The organism is Oscillospiraceae bacterium (genome assembly GCA_015068645.1).
Lineage (GTDB): Bacteria > Bacillota > Clostridia > UMGS1840 > UMGS1840 > SIG452.
In genome coordinates this window covers 59,653-76,430 of the sequence record SVKD01000002.1, presented here as the reverse complement: position 1 = coordinate 76,430, position 16,778 = coordinate 59,653, and the positions used below count along the sequence as shown (strand labels likewise).

At 43.2% G+C, this 16,778-nt stretch carries 13 protein-coding genes; 9 read left to right on the top strand and 4 right to left on the bottom strand.

The annotated features are described in order from the left end of the window. Positions 1-45 precede the first annotated feature (45 nt). From E7413_01285 to E7413_01250, 8 genes are all read left to right on the top strand, one after another. Positions 46-1,317: a copper amine oxidase N-terminal domain-containing protein gene (locus E7413_01285; GenBank protein MBE7018504.1), complete on the top strand. Its 1,272-nt coding sequence runs from the start codon at positions 46-48 to the stop codon at positions 1,315-1,317. 252 nt (positions 1,318-1,569) lie between these two features. Next, the gene (locus tag E7413_01280) at positions 1,570-2,493 is read left to right on the top strand and encodes a hypothetical protein (GenBank protein MBE7018503.1); all 924 of its coding nucleotides are present in this window, start codon (positions 1,570-1,572) and stop codon (positions 2,491-2,493) included. A gap of 40 nt (positions 2,494-2,533) precedes the next feature. Further along, positions 2,534-3,388: a hypothetical protein gene (locus E7413_01275; GenBank protein MBE7018502.1), complete on the top strand. Its 855-nt coding sequence runs from the start codon at positions 2,534-2,536 to the stop codon at positions 3,386-3,388. Between the two features lie 1,092 nt (positions 3,389-4,480). Next, the gene (locus tag E7413_01270; protein MBE7018501.1) at positions 4,481-5,836 is read left to right on the top strand and encodes a UDP-N-acetylmuramoyl-L-alanine--D-glutamate ligase; all 1,356 of its coding nucleotides are present in this window, start codon (positions 4,481-4,483) and stop codon (positions 5,834-5,836) included. Between the two features lie 131 nt (positions 5,837-5,967). Then, the gene (locus tag E7413_01265) at positions 5,968-6,948 is read left to right on the top strand and encodes a hypothetical protein (protein MBE7018500.1); all 981 of its coding nucleotides are present in this window, start codon (positions 5,968-5,970) and stop codon (positions 6,946-6,948) included. A 10-nt stretch (positions 6,949-6,958) separates the two neighbouring features. Further along, complete coding sequence (locus tag E7413_01260) at positions 6,959-7,957, top strand: M42 family metallopeptidase (GenBank protein MBE7018499.1); 999 nt, start codon at positions 6,959-6,961, stop codon at positions 7,955-7,957. A 100-nt stretch (positions 7,958-8,057) separates the two neighbouring features. Beyond that, entirely contained in the window at positions 8,058-8,990 is a 933-nt protein-coding gene (gene metA, locus E7413_01255) for a homoserine O-succinyltransferase (GenBank protein ID MBE7018498.1), read from the top strand. A 55-nt stretch (positions 8,991-9,045) separates the two neighbouring features. Continuing rightward, positions 9,046-10,218, top strand: a complete 1,173-nt coding sequence (locus tag E7413_01250) for an NAD-dependent malic enzyme (protein ID MBE7018497.1) — start codon at positions 9,046-9,048, stop codon at positions 10,216-10,218. A 624-nt stretch (positions 10,219-10,842) separates the two neighbouring features. On the opposite strand, the gene E7413_01245 is transcribed toward E7413_01250, so the two are convergent. Further along, positions 10,843-12,636: an L-fucose isomerase gene (locus E7413_01245; protein ID MBE7018496.1), complete on the bottom strand. Its 1,794-nt coding sequence runs from the start codon at positions 12,634-12,636 to the stop codon at positions 10,843-10,845. Between the two features lie 292 nt (positions 12,637-12,928). Between E7413_01245 and E7413_01240 the strand changes: the two genes are divergently transcribed. Then, positions 12,929-13,612, top strand: a complete 684-nt coding sequence (locus E7413_01240; GenBank protein ID MBE7018495.1) for a phosphoribosylaminoimidazolesuccinocarboxamide synthase — start codon at positions 12,929-12,931, stop codon at positions 13,610-13,612. A 286-nt stretch (positions 13,613-13,898) separates the two neighbouring features. Here the strand turns inward: E7413_01240 and E7413_01235 are convergent, their stop codons facing one another. The 3 genes from E7413_01235 to E7413_01225 are packed head-to-tail and all read right to left on the bottom strand — an operon-like array spanning position 13,899 to position 16,778. Next, the gene (locus E7413_01235) at positions 13,899-14,774 is read right to left on the bottom strand and encodes an EamA family transporter (GenBank protein ID MBE7018494.1); all 876 of its coding nucleotides are present in this window, start codon (positions 14,772-14,774) and stop codon (positions 13,899-13,901) included. A gap of 13 nt (positions 14,775-14,787) precedes the next feature. Next, positions 14,788-16,386, bottom strand: a complete 1,599-nt coding sequence (locus tag E7413_01230; protein ID MBE7018493.1) for a hypothetical protein — start codon at positions 16,384-16,386, stop codon at positions 14,788-14,790. Then, the gene (locus tag E7413_01225) at positions 16,353-16,778 is read right to left on the bottom strand and encodes a nucleoside deaminase (protein ID MBE7018492.1); all 426 of its coding nucleotides are present in this window, start codon (positions 16,776-16,778) and stop codon (positions 16,353-16,355) included. Before E7413_01225 ends, E7413_01230 begins: the two co-directional genes overlap by 34 nt.

Genomic DNA, 16,778 nt, shown 5'->3' with positions numbered 1-16,778 from the left:
TCGGAGAAAGAAATTTTCTTTGAGGAAAACTACAAACAGAAAGGTATGATTCCAATGGCAAAGAAACTGTTCGCATTGATGATGGTATTAATCCTCTCCTGCTCCTGCATGGCATTTGCAAATGAGCCGGTAGAAGATGGCACAATTGAAGAAATTCAGGGAGATATCATGCTGATTTCCGAAGAAGCCGGAGATGCACCCGTTGCAGAAGCACCGGTAGCCGATAAGGCAAAAGTAGTATTTGATGTATCCGCTCCCGATGCAGACGGATTCTTCACTGTTGATATCACTTTATATAACGCTACATACAAAGGTATCATTTCTACCGTTTCCTATGACCCGGAAGTAGTTGCTCCTGTAAATAAAGATACCAAAGAAGTTACCACTGATTTAATGGAAGCTTTATCTTGTCCTGTTGTGGCAAAAGATTTAGAAACCGGGGAAGAAATTGCTGACTGGCAGTCTTTCAAAGGTTCCAAAGCAGCAAACGGTATTTTAGCATTGTTCAGCATAACAGATACCAAGGTTGCGCCCAACTCTGTTGTATCTGATAAATTCCAGGCATTAGCTGACGAAAACGGTTTGGGAATTATCCGAATCACTATGAAAAAATTAACCGATGCTCCTGTAGAATTTAAATTAGCAGAGAGCAATGTGATAACAGGTGGCATGATGGTAGTTAATTCTTATGGTATGCAGAATTGTGCTGTGGAATTTAACTATCCCGATGGCAAAACAGATTCTTCTGATGTAACTGGCGTAAATGATATTACCAGCTCCGACAGCACTGCAAATCTTGATATGGTAACCCGTAAACAATTAAGAGCAGAAAACGTAGTATTTTTGCAGATTAACAACTACGGTACTGTTGGGAACGGTACTTTAAAATGGGTAGATAAAGACAACAAAGACGTTAAACCTTATATTAAAGATGACAGAACTATGATTCCCCTGCGCTACATTGCAGAAGAATTAAAATGCAAAGTAAGTTATGTGGAAGAAACCAAAGAAATTTTAATTGAAAATGAAAGAACCAAACTGGTATTCCAGATTGGCTCCACTACCTACACCAATGACGGTTTGAAAAAAACCATGGACGTTGCTCCCGAGATTTCTCAGGACAGAACCTTCGTTCCCTTGCGTGCGGTAGCAGAAGCATTAAACTGTGATGTTCAGTGGTTAAATGCACAGAGAATGGTAATCGTTTCTCCTGCAAACTATCCCTGGAATGCAGAAAAAGATGTTGAAAAACAGTTAATGTCTGAAATTATGCTGATGCTGACCTTGCGTGATTACGCTTACGCAAGCGTTCAGTAATCAAATTATCTTAGAAATACCGCTTATTTCTTTCCTTATCGAAAGACAAATCTAAAATCTCCGCCGTTGTTTTGCAATGGAGTAAAGATGCAGGAAGACGGATGTGGGGATTGCAAAAACACTTGGCGATTCTTTCTTTGACTATTCCAAAAAAATTCTTTGGTATCAAAGAAATGAATATATTACTTTGTTTAAAAAAAAATAAATATACCCGGGTTTTTTCCCCCGGAAAAAAAGTAAAGGAGAAAAACTATGAAAAGACTCATCGCTTTACTCGCTGGTTTAGCAGTGGTTGGTAGCATGTCTATGACTTCTTTTGCAGCTTTTTCTGATGAAATCGCTCTGAACGCAGACGGCACTACCTATACCGCAACTTTATCCAGCGAAGCTGCTACTGCGAATGCTGGTAAACAGACCACCATCGTTGCTTACAAAGGCGACACTATCGATGTTGGTTCTATCCAGTACATCAATCAGGAAGCAGCAGACAGCTTTACTTTCCAGTTAAAAGATGAATTAACTGAAAACGTTAAAGTTGTTATGGGTGGCGAAGCCATCGACAAACAGGAAGTTGGTACCATTTTCTTTGAAAAAGAAGCTGATACCTACACCGTAAGCGGTTCTGTTAACAATTTCGTAGAAGCTGACTACTATGATATGTTAGTTGCTGACGAAATCGTTGCAGAAGAAGATTTAGACGCTTACAAAGCAGCATACGGAACTTTTGCTCACTTAGTAACTGTGGACGAAGCTCTGGAATTTGCTGGAAACTATGGTGATGAACTCATCATCAATCCCATCGCAACCGTTGAAATCGTTGACGGTACCTACGCATTCGAAGGCTTAGAAGCTGGCGCATATGCTGTTGTTATCACCAGAGACGCTGCATTACCCTATATGGAATATGCAACTGTTGAAGATGCTGACGTAGACATGGGCGCTGTTGATATGCTGTTCGGTGACGTAATCGGTGCAAAAGACTTCTTTATCGACGGTAGTGACATTGCTACAGTGTTGGACGTTAACGGTTTAGATATCACTGAAGGCGCTACTGTTGCTGGTTATGACGTTGTACATGACTTATTCATCGATGGCGGTGATATTGCCGTTCTGTTAGGAAATAACGGTCTGTCTCTGTATGACTACGGTACAGATTTCATTAACGACAATCTGTAAGATTTAGTTCAATTATAATTTTGAAAGGAAATTGATTACAATGAAAAAAGTATTTTCACTCTTATTAGTAGTGGCTATGCTGGCTTCTTTATCTCTGGTATCTTTCGCTGCTGATCCTCATAAAGACGGTGGTATGCATACCGTGATTACAGATAACGGCGCTACTGCAACTGTTGAAGTTTATGTTACCAATGTTAACGCTTGTGCTGGTTTCAACTCCATTCTGTTAACTACAGCTGCAACTTATGTTGAAGGTTCTGCAGTTTTAGGCGAAAAATTTGCTACTTGTGTTCTGAATGACACCCAGAATAAACCTGGTCAGATTAAAATGATCGGTTCTTTCTCTGATTTAGGTAATTATGTTACTGAAAAAGGTACTTTATTAGCAGTTTCTTACACTGTTAACAAAGTTGATGCAGCTACCAAATTAACCGAAGCTGATTTTGCTTATGGTGACAAAGCTTTAACCGCATCTAAAATCCCCACCTCTGCTGGTTATACTGTAGCTGGTCAGACTGCTGGTGCTAAGTTTACTTCTGTAAATAACCCCGCTTACTTTACTCTCGAAGTTGATGGTGGTTCTGCCTTCTCTGCAACTGCAGCTGGCACCACCATTACCTGTGCAGGTAAAGTTGACGCTACCGTTACCAACTACGGTGTAGAATTCACCAAAGAATCTACCGTAGAAGGCGCAAGAGCTCAGAAATACTATGGCGCTATGGACGGCGATACCGTTTCCGATGGCAACGACGGCGTTACCACCTTCACCTTCGGTAACTGGGACGGTACCTTCGAAATCGTTTTAGAAAACGTTCATACTGGTACTAAAGTATTAAACTTCTTCGCTAACGATACTATCATCGCTGACACTACCTTCACCGTAGTAGTTGAATAATTTTAAAGGAGGATATATAGAGATGAAAAATTATGTTTGCCCTTCTGTTGAAATTATTTCCTTACAGGCTAATGAAGCTGTATCTTACACCAATCCGTTAGAAACCGCTGTTGTAACCACTACTGATGGTAAAATCACCACCACTTACAACATGGCTCTGTTAGACGAAGGTTCTCAGATCTAATTGCCTGTTAATTAATTGAATAACAGAAATAAAAGAGAGGAAATCCAATTGGGTTTCCTCTTTTTTTGCTTGTGAAAATTGTGCCCAATCCGTGAATCTCACCGCTCGCTGTACACACAGTACAGCTTCGGGAAGAGAAAACCAATGGTTTTCTTTCGATTTCCAAATTCTGCATCAATTTTCCCTGCGCTTAGGTTGACTGCACAAAATTGTGCCCAATCCGTAAATTTCACCGCTCGCTGTACAGTTATGCTGTACGCAGTACTACAGCTTTGGCTCAGTTTGTCCGTTCTGAGCCATCTTCTCTTCACCTGAGTTTATGGGTACATCCATTTTTCTGCACTATGGTTTTATGTATCACATTTCAACAAAGCCTTCCCCTTGAGGGGAAGGTGGGTTTGCGAAGCAAACTCGGATGAGGTGTTGTAGGGTTCGGCGTTTTCCGACGAACCGAATGTTGTGTTTTCGGAACATTTTAAAGGCTGTTCCCCTCAATTCCACCTCACCACCGCCTGCGGCGGAGCCTCCCCTCAAGGGGAAGCCTTTTTCGTCTCCTCCATTTGGAATCGTCCCCTACCAATGTAGATATTGTGATCGTTTTGTTTTGTAGGGACAGATGCCCACATCTGTCCGTTTTTTGAAGATTGCACAACATTATGCAATATATTGTGATAAAACGGGACGGTGTGGGCACCGTCCCCTACGAATGTGTTTGCGGAACCATACACGGGAGGGGGTGGAAACCCTCCCCTACAATGCATCCGTAGGATGCCACCGCATTTATTCTTTCTTCCTCATTATTTCTTCTTTAATTTTTCCCAAACCCCTTGCAAACAGATGCTAAAAGTATTATAATATACAATAAGAATATATTGGTTAAAACCAAGGGAGAAAGGGCGTAGCAAACGATGAGATTTAAAAATTTAGCAGATGTAACAGAACAATTATCCAATAAAACTGTCACAGTGTTAGGGGTTGGGGTAAGTAATCTTCCTTTGGTAACCTTTCTGTTGGAACATGGTGTTACCAAAATAACCCTTCGTGATAAAAACCCGTCACCCGAAGCAGTAGCACTTGCCGAAGCAAATAACTTACCCATGATTTCGGGGGATGACTATCTTAACAATCTCACCGAAGACGTAATTTTCCGTTCTCCCGGTATTATGCCAACTTCTTTGGAAATCGTGAACGCAACTGCTCGTGGAGCCGAACTCACTTCCGAAATGGAGCTGTTCTTTGACCTGTGCCCTGCCAAGATTATCGGCATCACGGGTAGTGACGGCAAAACCACCACCACCACCTTAATTTATGAAATCTTAAAAAAGGCAGGCTACACCTGTCATTTAGGCGGTAACATCGGAAATCCTCTGTTGCCCGAACTTTCCCAGATCAAGGAAGATCATCTTGTGATTGTGGAATTATCTTCGTTCCAGCTTATGACCATGCAAAAAAGTGCCGATATCGCTGTGGTAACCAACTTAGCGCCCAATCATTTAGACAAACACACTGATATGGCTGAATACGTTGAGGCAAAGACCAACCTTTTCCGTCACGGTAGCAAAATAACCGTGTTTAATTTAGAAAACGACATCACAAAAGAATTTATCGGGGAAAATTCTCTTTCTTTCAGCTTGAAACAACCTGTAAAAAATGGGGCATACTTACAGGGTGACGCCGTGTATTTTAACGGCAAAGAGGTAATGAAAACCGAAGATATTCTGCTCCCCGGTATTCACAATGTGGATAACTATCTGGCGGCAACCTGTGCGGTTAGCCCTCTGTGCGATTTAGCTTATGTCAAACAAGTGGCAAAAGAATTTGGCGGTGTGGAACACCGTATCGAATTTGTGCGTGAGTTAAATGGCATTCGTTTTTATAATGATTCCATCGCATCCAGCCCCTCCCGTGCCATCGCAGGGTTACATTCTTTCGACCAGAAAATTATTGTGATTGCAGGGGGAAGTGACAAAAATATTCCCTTTGATTCCTATGCCAAGGAAGTAGTTGACCGCGTGAAACATTTGGTGGTAATGGGACACACCAAAGACAAGATCAAGTCCGCTGTGCTGAATGAGAACCCCGAGTTCCCCATCAGCGTGGCAGAAAACTTGGAAGATGCCGTGCATAAAGCCTATGCACAAGCCGAAGCAGGTGATGTGGTGATGTTATCGCCTGCCTGTGCAAGTTTTGACTTTTTCAAAAACTTTATGGAAAGAGGACGGTTGTTTAAAGATTTTGTAAAATCTTTAAACAATGAAGAATGAATAGTGAATAATGAATAATTGCGGTGGCAGGCAGAGCCTGCATCGTATAATGGTTGGCTTCGCCAACCTACCATAATTCTTCATTTTTCATTCTTCGCTATTCACTATTTTATTCCGAAAGGAAGTATATTTTGAAACAACTTGAAACATTATCTAAAATTCCTGCCGTGTCGGGTTACGAAAAAATGGGAAAAGACCAATTTTTTGAAATCTTTCGTCAGTTTGGCTTAATCCCCCAAACCGATGCCTACGGCAATATTTTTGCAGAAAAAAAGGCGGAAAATCCGTCCTTTCATATTTTGATTGATGCCCACATTGACGAAATCGGACTGGTTGTGTCCCAGGTATTAGACGGTGGGTTTGTTCGCTTTGAAATGTCCGGTGGGATTGATAAAAAAAATCTTCTTTGTCAGGAAGTTACCATTCTTACCGAAGAACCCATCTATGGCGTGATTGGTGCAATTCCACCCCATCTTGCCAAAAAAGGGGAAGAACAAAAAGAGTACCTGATTGATACCGGCTTAAAAGACGCTACTAAAAAGATTCCCGTTGGGACACCGATTAAGCTGAAGACAAAATTTCAGACCCTGGCGAACGGACAGTGCTCCGGCGGCTGTCTGGATGACCGTGCCGGTTTCCTTGCGGCGCTTTTAGCTGCAGAAAAATGGAATCAGAACGTGAGTGTTACGGTGCTTGGCAGTATCGGCGAAGAACGGGGTCTTCAGGGGATTGAACTGTTTCTCAGAAATCGAAGCTTTGATTTAGCCATTATTTTAGATGTGACACACGGGTATTTTGAGGGATTGAATCCCTGCCGTTCCTACCCTGTGGGACAAGGATTCAGCATTTGCTACGGCGGTATTTTAGATAATCGCTTGACCGCTCAGATTGAGCAGTATCTAACCGAACAAAATATCCCTTATCACACGGAATTGGAACCTTCCCATCCCGGCACCAATGCGTACCGTGCGGTATTGCATCGGATTCCTGCGGTGATGCTGTCTATTCCCCTAAAATATATGCATACTACTGTGGAAACCCTGTCGGAACAGGATGTGCGTTCTTTGGCTGATTTTCTTGCCATCTACGACTGGGAAACAGCGCTGGGATAGGGGGTAAAATATGGATAAAATTGCATTATTAAAACAATTAACCGCCTTAAACGGGACTTCCGGTTACGAGGATGAGGTGATTGATTTTATCACTACCCTTTTAACCGAACACGATATTCCTTACCAAAAAGACCCGCTGGGCAACATGATTGTGCAGACCGGCAAAACTCCCAACCGTATTACGCTGTTTGCCCATATGGACGAAGTTGGATTTGGAGTACGTGGAATCCGTCCCGACGGCATGATTAAGTTTGCCGCCATCGGTGGTGTGACGGACGGAATTCTGTTTTCCACTCCTGTGGTGATTGGAAAAAACAAAATACCCGGTGTGATTGGTAATATTCCAAAGCACTTGCAGGAAAAATCCTCTGATAAAGAAACGAAAATTCCTGATATGATGATTGATATTGGTGCCACTTCCAAAGAGGACGCCCAAAGTTTGGTGAAAATTGGAGATCCCATATACTGGCAGAGCGATTTTGTGCAGTTTGGGGACGGTCTTATCAAGGCAAAAGCTTTGGACGACCGTGTTGGAGTAGCAGTCATATTAGGACTGTTACTCACGAAAAAATATTCTTTTACTGCGGTGTTTACCACCCGTGAGGAAATCGGCATTATGGGGGCTAAAATGACCATTCCTGTGATTGCACCCGAAAAAGCGGTAGTGCTGGAAGTGACTACCTGTGCGGATATGCCCGGTGCTACGGAGCCCACCACCAAAATGGGTGAGGGGGTTGCGTTGTCCGTGTTAGACGGTGCATCTGTTTCCGATAGTGCCTGGAATTCTTTCATTTGGGAGATTGCTACTGCCAAAAATGTTCCCATTCAAAAAAAACTCACAACTAAAGGCGGAAACGATGCCGGTGCCGTTAGCTATGTGTCCGGCGGTGTTCCCACGGCAACCTTGTCGTTACCGGGACGTTATATTCATTCGCCTGCCAATGTAATCAGTGAGGCAGACTATGATTCCATGTACCGTCTGGCGGAACTTTTGATTAAGAAGGGGTAGAATTTTTGACGGAGTTTGCAAGAACCCCTTTGTTATTTATTTAACGCTTGATTTTTGAGCCATTTTATGATATAGTATAAATAGGAAAAGAGGTGTCAAAATGCCAATTAAAATACCAAATGAGTTGCCTGCCAGAAAAACGCTGGAGGGTGAAAATATTTTTGTCATGTCGGAGAAGCGTGCTTGCAGTCAGCATATCCGACCGTTAAAGATTGCCATTTTGAATCTGATGCCTACCAAAATCGTCACGGAAACTCAGCTGCTTCGTTTGTTGGGGAATTCTCCTCTGCAGGTGGAAATCACCTTGGTGATGACCGATTCTCACGAATCGAAAAACACTTCCGCGGAGCATCTTTCCACCTTCTATAAACGCTTTTCTGAAATTAAGAAAGAGCATTTTGACGGGATGATTATTACCGGTGCTCCCGTGGAAAAGCTGGAATTTGAAGAAGTGGACTACTGGGACGAGCTAAAGGAAATTATGGACTGGTCCACCAAACACGTCTGGTCTACCCTACATATCTGTTGGGGTGCTCAGGCAGGACTTTACCATCATTTCGGTGTTCCGAAATACGATTTGCCCGAAAAAATGTTTGGCATTTTTGAACATCAGTTATTGCAGAAACATAAGAAACTGTTTTTTGGCTTTGAAGATACTTTTTATGCGCCTCATTCCCGCCATACCGAGGTGAGAGAGGCAGATATTAAAAAAGTGCCCGAGCTTAGCTTAGTTGCCACCTCCAAAGAGGCAGGTGTGTATGCGGTAACTACCAAAAAATACCGCCAGATTTTCATTATGGGACACTCTGAATACGATAATGAAACCCTGGATTTGGAATATCGCCGTGATGTGGATAAGGGGCTCCCAATTCACGTTCCCTGCAATTATTATCCCGATGATAATCCCAATAAAAAACCTGTGAACCGTTGGCGAAGCCATGCAACTTTACTGTTCTCCAACTGGCTGAACTATTGTGTATATCAGATTACCCCTTATGATATTGATAAGGTAACACCTTATACTCATTCGTAAAATCCTATATCAAATTACTATAAAACGAAATCTTAAAGAAAGGAAGTAAATTGCTATGGATTATGCACAGGAAGCTTTGAAATTACACAAAGCACTCAAGGGGAAAATCGAAGTAACTCCTTTGTGCCCCTTAGAAACCAAAGATGATTTATCCATCGCGTACACTCCCGGTGTTGCCGAGCCTTGTCTGGAAATCAACAAAGATGTGTCAAACGCGTATGAATATACCCGAAAAGGGAACTTGGTTGCTGTTGTGACGGACGGTACCGCTGTGTTAGGGTTAGGTGACATCGGCCCCGAAGCAGGCATGCCCGTTATGGAAGGAAAAGCAGTGTTGTTTAAGCATTTTGGCGGCGTGGACGCTGTTCCGATTTGTTTAGCCACCAAAGATGTGGACAAAATCGTGGAAACCGTAAAAATGATTGCTCCCACTTTTGGCGGCATCAATTTAGAAGACATTTCCGGACCCCGTTGCTTTGAAATTGAAAGAAGACTGAAAAAAGAACTGGATATCCCCGTATTCCACGATGACCAGCACGGTACCGCCGTTGTTTGCTTAGCGGCTGTGTTAAACGCAGTAAAGCTGGTCAACAAAAAAATCGAAGATTTAGTGGTTGTGATTAACGGTGCCGGCGCTGCAGGTGTTGCCATCGGGAAACTGCTGTTATCTTCCGGCGTGAAAGACGTAATTATGTGTAACTCCAAAGGGGTTATTTACGAAGGCAAAGAAGGCTTAAACTCCGAAATCGTAGAAGTTGCAAAAATCACCAACAAAGAAAAGAAACAGGGTACCTTAGCAGACGTTGCCAAAGGTGCGGACGTGTTGGTTGGTGTGTCCGTTGCAGGTGCATTCACCGAAGAAATGATCAAGACTATGAACCGTGACCCCATCATTTTGGCAATGGCAAATCCCACTCCCGAAATCTTCCCCGAAGATGCCCTAAAAGCAGGTGCCGCAGTTATGGGTACCGGACGTTCTGACTTTGCAAATCAGATCAATAACGTACTGGCATTCCCCGGAATTTTCCGTGGTGCATTGGACGTGAGAGCGTCTGACATCAATGACGAAATGAAGATTGCCGCATCAAAAGCGATTGCATCTTTAGTTTCCGACGAGGAATTAAAACCGGAATATATCATTCCCGCACCCTTTGATCCCAGAGTGGCAGAAACTGTAGCCAAAGCAGTGGCTCAGGCTGCACGCGACACAGGTGTCGCTCGCATCTAACGGCTTGAAAAAGAACATAGACCGCAAAAGGCATAGGATTTTCCTGTGCCTTTTTGTTTCTAAGGTGAAATTGTTTTGCAAACAATTTGATTAGAATGCCTTTTGCTATCCACCAATCGAGCCTCTCGGCGTACCAATGTACGCCTTCGGGTAACCCCTGCGGGCTCGATTGATGAATTCTAAGTCCTTTTTCCGCACCTTACATTATAGAAAAAAAAGACGAAATTCTTTGATTAGAATTTCGTCTTTTTATTATTGCTCATCCATAAGGCGATGAGAAAAGGATGCAAAACAGAGAAACTGAACCGGTACAGCGAGTGGTGAAGTTAATCTGTTTGGTGCCTTTTATTGAGCCTATTTCTTTTTACGGGGTGTAGGAAAATTTCCGAGAATCAATCAACCGAGCCCGCAGGGGTTACCCGAAGGCGTACATAGGTACGCCGAGAGGCGAGGTTGGTTGATAGCAAAAGGCATTTCAAATTAAAATTTGTGCTAACAAATTTTCACTTTAGAAAAACACCTCATCCACCGCAAGCGGTCCCCCTTCCCCTCGAGGGGAAGGCTATGAAAAAGGCACAGGAAAAAATCCTATGCCTTTTGCAATCTCGGTAATTTTACAAGCCCTTACTTATACAGAGGTCCGTAGGTTTCACAAGCTCTGTAATCCTGACCTTCTTTATCCATACCGAATGCATTCCAAGCGGCAGGACGGAAGATTTTTTCTTCGGGAACGTTGTGCATACATACGGGAATTCTTAAGATGGAGCACAGAGTGATTAAGTCTGCACCGATATGACCGTAAGAAATTGCGCCGTGGTTTGCACCCCAGTTATTCATCACGTCATAAGCGGTTTTGAATGCGCCTTCACCGGTACATCTCGGAGCAAACCAGGTGCAGGGCCAGGTGTAGTCGGTACGTTTCCATAATTTATCGGAAACATCATCGGGCAGGTCAATGGTCCAACCTTCTGCAATCTGAAGAACGGGGCCTAAGCCTTTTACTAAGTTCAAACGAATCATAGTAGCAGGCATCTGCGCTTTGGTTAAGAATCTGGAGGAGAAACCGCCGCCACGGAAGTAGCCTAAGTCTGCCATATTCCAGGTGGTGGAAGCCATAACTGCATCCTGATCAGCCTGGGTCATTTCATACCAGGGTTTCATCACTGCGTCGCCGTTTTCGTCTTTCACTGCGCCACAAGCATCCAGACAGCAAGCACCGGAGTTGATTAAGTGAATGAAACCGTCTGCTTCTTTGGCTTTGCCTTCGATATCATAACCGGTTGCTTTTTTCACTGCGTCACCGCTCCAGTAGGTTCTAACGTCTGCAAACATCTGTGCACGGTTGGTTAAGAGTTTACCAAAGAGCATACCGATACCGTTTAACACGTCGTTTTCAGTTGCTAAGATATAGGGTTCTCTTGCGCCGTTCCAGTCGAAAGAAGTGTTTAACATTGCTTCGGGGAAGTCACAGTTGGGATAGAAGTCGGTCCACTGTCTCTGCCCCTGGAAGCCAGCTGCGATAGCGTTGTGACCAACCATTTCTTCTTCGCAGCCTTCGGGCAGATTTTTGTTGCCGTTCATTAAGTCTTTGATGATACACATCATTTTTACAACGAAAGCAAACTGTTCTTCTTTTTCTTCGGCGGATAACTGCAAGTCTTCGGGGTTTTTATCAAAGCCCATATTGCATTTTTCTTTTGCCCAAGCTAAAGCTTTCTGATATTCTTTTTCATCATAGATGCCTTCGGTCATTCGACGGATGATTTCTACCTCGTCAACAGATTCCACTCTCATGCCCAGATATTCTTCGATGAAATCGGTGTCAATGATAGAACCTGCGATACCCATACAGATAGAACCAATCTGCAGATAGGATTTGCCTCTCATAGTTGCTGCTGCAACTGCTGCACGACCGAACCGTAACAGTTTTTCCTGAACGTCTGCGGGGATAGAGGTGTCGGTTGCATCCTGAACATCGTGTCCGTAAATGCCGAATGCAGGTAAGCCTTTCTGTGCGTGACCTGCCAACACTGCTGCTAAATATACAGCGCCGGGTCTTTCGGTACCGTTAAAGCCCCAAACAGCTTTGATGGTGTTTTTGTCCATATCCATGGTTTCGGAACCGTAGCACCAGCAGGGAGTAACGGTTAAGGTGATGTCTACACCTTCTTTTTTGAATTTGTCTGCACAAGCTGCTGCTTCTGCCACACGGCCGATGGTGGTGTCTGCGATAACAACTTTCACGGGTTCACCGTTGGAATATTTTAGGTTTTCGGTGAACAGTTTTGCAGCTGCTTTTGCCATATTCATGGTCTGATCTTCTAAGGATTCTCTTACTTTTAACACACCGCGTCTGCCATCAATGGTGGGACGGATGCCGATTACGGGGTAAGAACCGATTAATCTGTTTTCTGCCATAGCATTTTTCCTCCGTTTATGTTATAAATTTTCATATAAATCAGTTTGTCCTATCATTGTTATTTTATACTAAAACAATAGAAATGTCAACCAAAAACCCACTTTTTTATTTGGGTTTCTTATTCAATTTTCACGATTTTTTCCAACCTTACACACTAATTCTATAGAAAATTTCATAAAATTTTAAAAAAATGGGAATTTATAAAAAGAAAATATTGAATTTTTCAAAAAAACGTGGTAAAATAAAAAGAGTTTAAAATCTGATTTCTAAAAAGAAAAGGGGTACAAACCAATGAAAAAAATTTACGAAGGCAAAACCAAAGACGTGTTCAGCTTAGATAACGGCAATGTACTGTTAAAATTTAAAGACGATTGCACCGGCAAAGACGGTGTGTTTGACCCCGGCGAAAACTCTGTTGGCTTAACCATCGAAGGCATCGGCAGAGAAAATTTAAGAACTTCTATTTATTATTTTGATTTATTAAAAAAAGCAGGCATTAAAACCCACTATGTTAGCGCAAATGTGGAAGATGCTACCATGGAAGTGCTTCCCGGTAAAGTATTTGGTCACGGTTTGGAAGTAATCTGCAGATTGGTTGCAACCGGCAGCTTCATCAGAAGATACGGCGAATACATTGAAGATGGCACTCCTTTAGAAGGTGGCTATGTGGAATGTACTTTCAAAAATGACGAAAAAGGCGATCCGTTAGTAACCGGCGAAGGTCTGGCAGCATTAGGCGTTATGAGCCCCAAAATGTTTGAAGATATGAAAGAACAGACCTTAAAAATCACCAAAATCGTGGCAGACGATTTAAAAACCATCGGTCTGGATTTATGGGATATCAAATTTGAATTCGGTTACAACAATGACGAAGTTATCCTGATTGACGAAATCGCTTCCGGTAACATGAGAGTTTATAAGGACGGCGAAATTGTTTCTCCCATTGAATTGACTAAATTAATTCTCAATAGATAAGCGGCTTGTTAAAACGCGCCAAATGGATGAACCTCATCGCTCGGCGTACAGTACGTACGCCTTCGGATAACCCCTGCGGGTTCGGTTTCTCCATTTTGCATCGTTTTACCTGCGCCTCAGATAGTGAAAAAAGAAAAAGACGAAATTCTTTTAGAATTTCGTCTTTTTTTTAGAATAGAAAGCAAGGTGAAGAAAAATGGATGCAGAATTCGGAAATCGAATCCCGAAGGCATACTCACTGTATGCCGAGCGGTGAGATTTACGGATTGTGCGCCATTTTTCAAGCCTATTGCTTTTGTAAATACAATACTGCAAATATTACCAAAAAAATTCCAAAAATCCCAAACACAGAGGGGATTTCGCCAAAGAAAAACGCTCCGCATAAGGTTGCCACCACGGGTTCTGCCGTGGCAATTACCGACGCTTTGGCAGGGGGAGTGTGTTCCAGTCCCTTGGTGTAACAGTAATAGGCTGCGGCACCGGTTAGGATGCCATATACCACCAAAAGACAGATGCTTTGGGGGTGAAGCTGCAGAACTCCTACCGTATGAGTGGGATTGATTAAAAAGAATGAACCTACCGTTGCCACCAAAAAAGTATATGTGATAACCGTTAAGGTATCATACTTTTTTAAGGCAAATTTGGCAAAAATGGAGTAGAGCGCATAGCCGAGACCGGAACCAAGTCCCCAAAGAAGTCCTTCTGCGGAAATGGAACCGCCGCCCTCCAACACGCCCGACACCGCCACGCATCCCAAAAATGCCATGAAAAGCGCCAACAGTTTTTGGCGAGTGATTTTCTCCCGAAAAAATACGCAAGACATTCCCATCACGAAAAAGGGAGCGGTGTATAACAAAATTGCCGCTACCGAAAGAGAGGAATAGTTCATTGCCTGAAAGTAGCACAGATTAAAGAACACAAAACTAAAAAATCCCGTTCCCAAAAAGTACCAAAGATGACGGATTTTAATTTTTAATTTTTTCGGATTGGTAAGGATAAGCAGAGCAAATAAGCTTACTGCCGTCACCAAAGACCGAAGCGCCACAAGCTCTGCCGAAGTGTAGCCGTAGGGAGTTAAGTATTTTACAAATAGTCCGATAATTCCCCAAAACACAGCGGCTAAGAGAATCATCAGCGTGGATAATGATTTCATTTTTTTCATGTTTGATACTTATTTAAAACGGTTTAAAAGATTCCATAATTTTCACGGCGATTTTCATTCCGTCCACCGCCGCAGACACGATACCGCCTGCATAGCCTGCTCCCTCTCCGCAAGGGTATAAGCCCGTGGCTTTCTCCGATTGGAGTGCTTCGTTACGGTTGATGCGAAGGGGAGAAGAAGTTCGGGTTTCCACTCCCGTAAACACGCAACCCTGGCTTAAAAAGCCGGGCATTTTTCTATCGAAGGCTTGTAGCCCCTCTCTTAATGCATCGGTGATAAAAGAGGGAAACAGTTTATCAAAAGAAACTTCAGTTACTCCCAGAGCATAGGTGGGTTCGGGGTATTTACCTCGGGGTGTTACGCCTGTAAAATCAAAAGATGTGGTAAAGGGTGCCCGATTGTTGGCACCTGCCATTTGATACGCTTTTTTCTCTAAATTTTCAATAAAATGAAGACCGTCAAAGAGTCCGTCACCAAAATCTTCGGGAGACACCGACACGCAAAGGGCAGAATTGGAATTTTTGCCGTCACGGGCAAGGTAACTCATGCCGTTGACCAAAATGGATTCCTCTTCTGACTGGCTGGGCACTACCACACCACCGGGACACATACAGAAGCTATACGCCGTATGCCCGTTTTGGCAGTGGTGAAACACCTGATAGTCTGCCGCCCCTAAGTTGGGATGCCCTGCGAAAGAGCCGTATTGAATTTTATCAATGGTTTCTCTGAAATGCTCCACTCTGGCACCCACGGAAAATGCCTTTTTTGATAAAGGAATTTCCTTTTGATGAAGGAGTGCGTAAACGTCCTTAGCACTGTGTCCCGTTGCCAATACCACCACGGATGCAAGGATTGTTTCAGTATCATTTACCGTAACAGAGGTGATTTTATTGTTGGTAATGCTAATGTCAGAGAGACGGCTATTGAAAGAAAAAGTACCGCCCAAACGGATAATTTCTTCTCGTAAACTTTTTACGCAGGTTCTTAGTTTGTCCGTTCCGATATGAGGTTTTGCCTGATAGGCAAGATGAGGCAAATCGCTGTGTTTTGCCAGTAACCGTACCACTTCGGAAGAGAGGGGGTCATTGATTCGGGTGGTCAGCTTTCCGTCGGAAAATGCACCTGCACCACCCTCGCCGAATTGTACATTGGATTCTTTGTTTAAGGGTTTCCCCGAAAAAAAAGCGTCCACGGTTTTCACTCGTTCTTCAATGGGTTCTCCACGCTCCAACACAATGGGAGCGTAGCCGTTTTTGGCAAGTAGGTAGGCACAAAAAAGACCGCCCGGACCTGCACCCACCACCACAGGGCGGTTGGGCAGCGGTTCGTCACCATAGGTGACGGACAGCTTTTTCTCTTGATACGGAGCGGTTTTCTTTTTTAGTTTTGGCGGAATCCTTTTGCTATCTTCTTCCACCAAAAAAGTATATACGAAACAGATGTCCTCTTTTTTACGGGCATCTACCGATTTTTTATAAACAGTCACCTTTCCTTTGGGAAAGTACGTGTTTGTGAGATAGGAAATTGCTTCCTCATCCGTATAACTGACAGGAAGCTTGATATCCTTTACTAAAAAAATCATTGGAAGAATTCCTCCAGTAAGGTTTTGCATTCTGTTTCCATAATGCCCCCGTAAATTTCGGGAACGTGATTGATTTTATGAAGATAGCCAAGCTTTTCGATGTACTCCATAGCACCGTATTTGGTGTCATAGCACCCGAAATACACCCGCTTTACTCTGGCATTCACGGTAGCACCAAAGCACATTAAACAGGGTTCTTTGGTCACATATAATTCGCAATCCTCCAAATAGGTGGTTCCAAGTTTAGAAAGTCCTCGTTCAATTACCAAAAGCTCTGCGTGGCAGATACCGTTTTGCGCCACACATTCATTGTGTGCTGTGGCGATTACTTCTTTATTTTTCACCAACACGGCACCCACAGGCACCTCGTTTTTATCCTTTTTTGCTTCTTCTATGGCAAGGAGCATAAATTCATTTTTCAT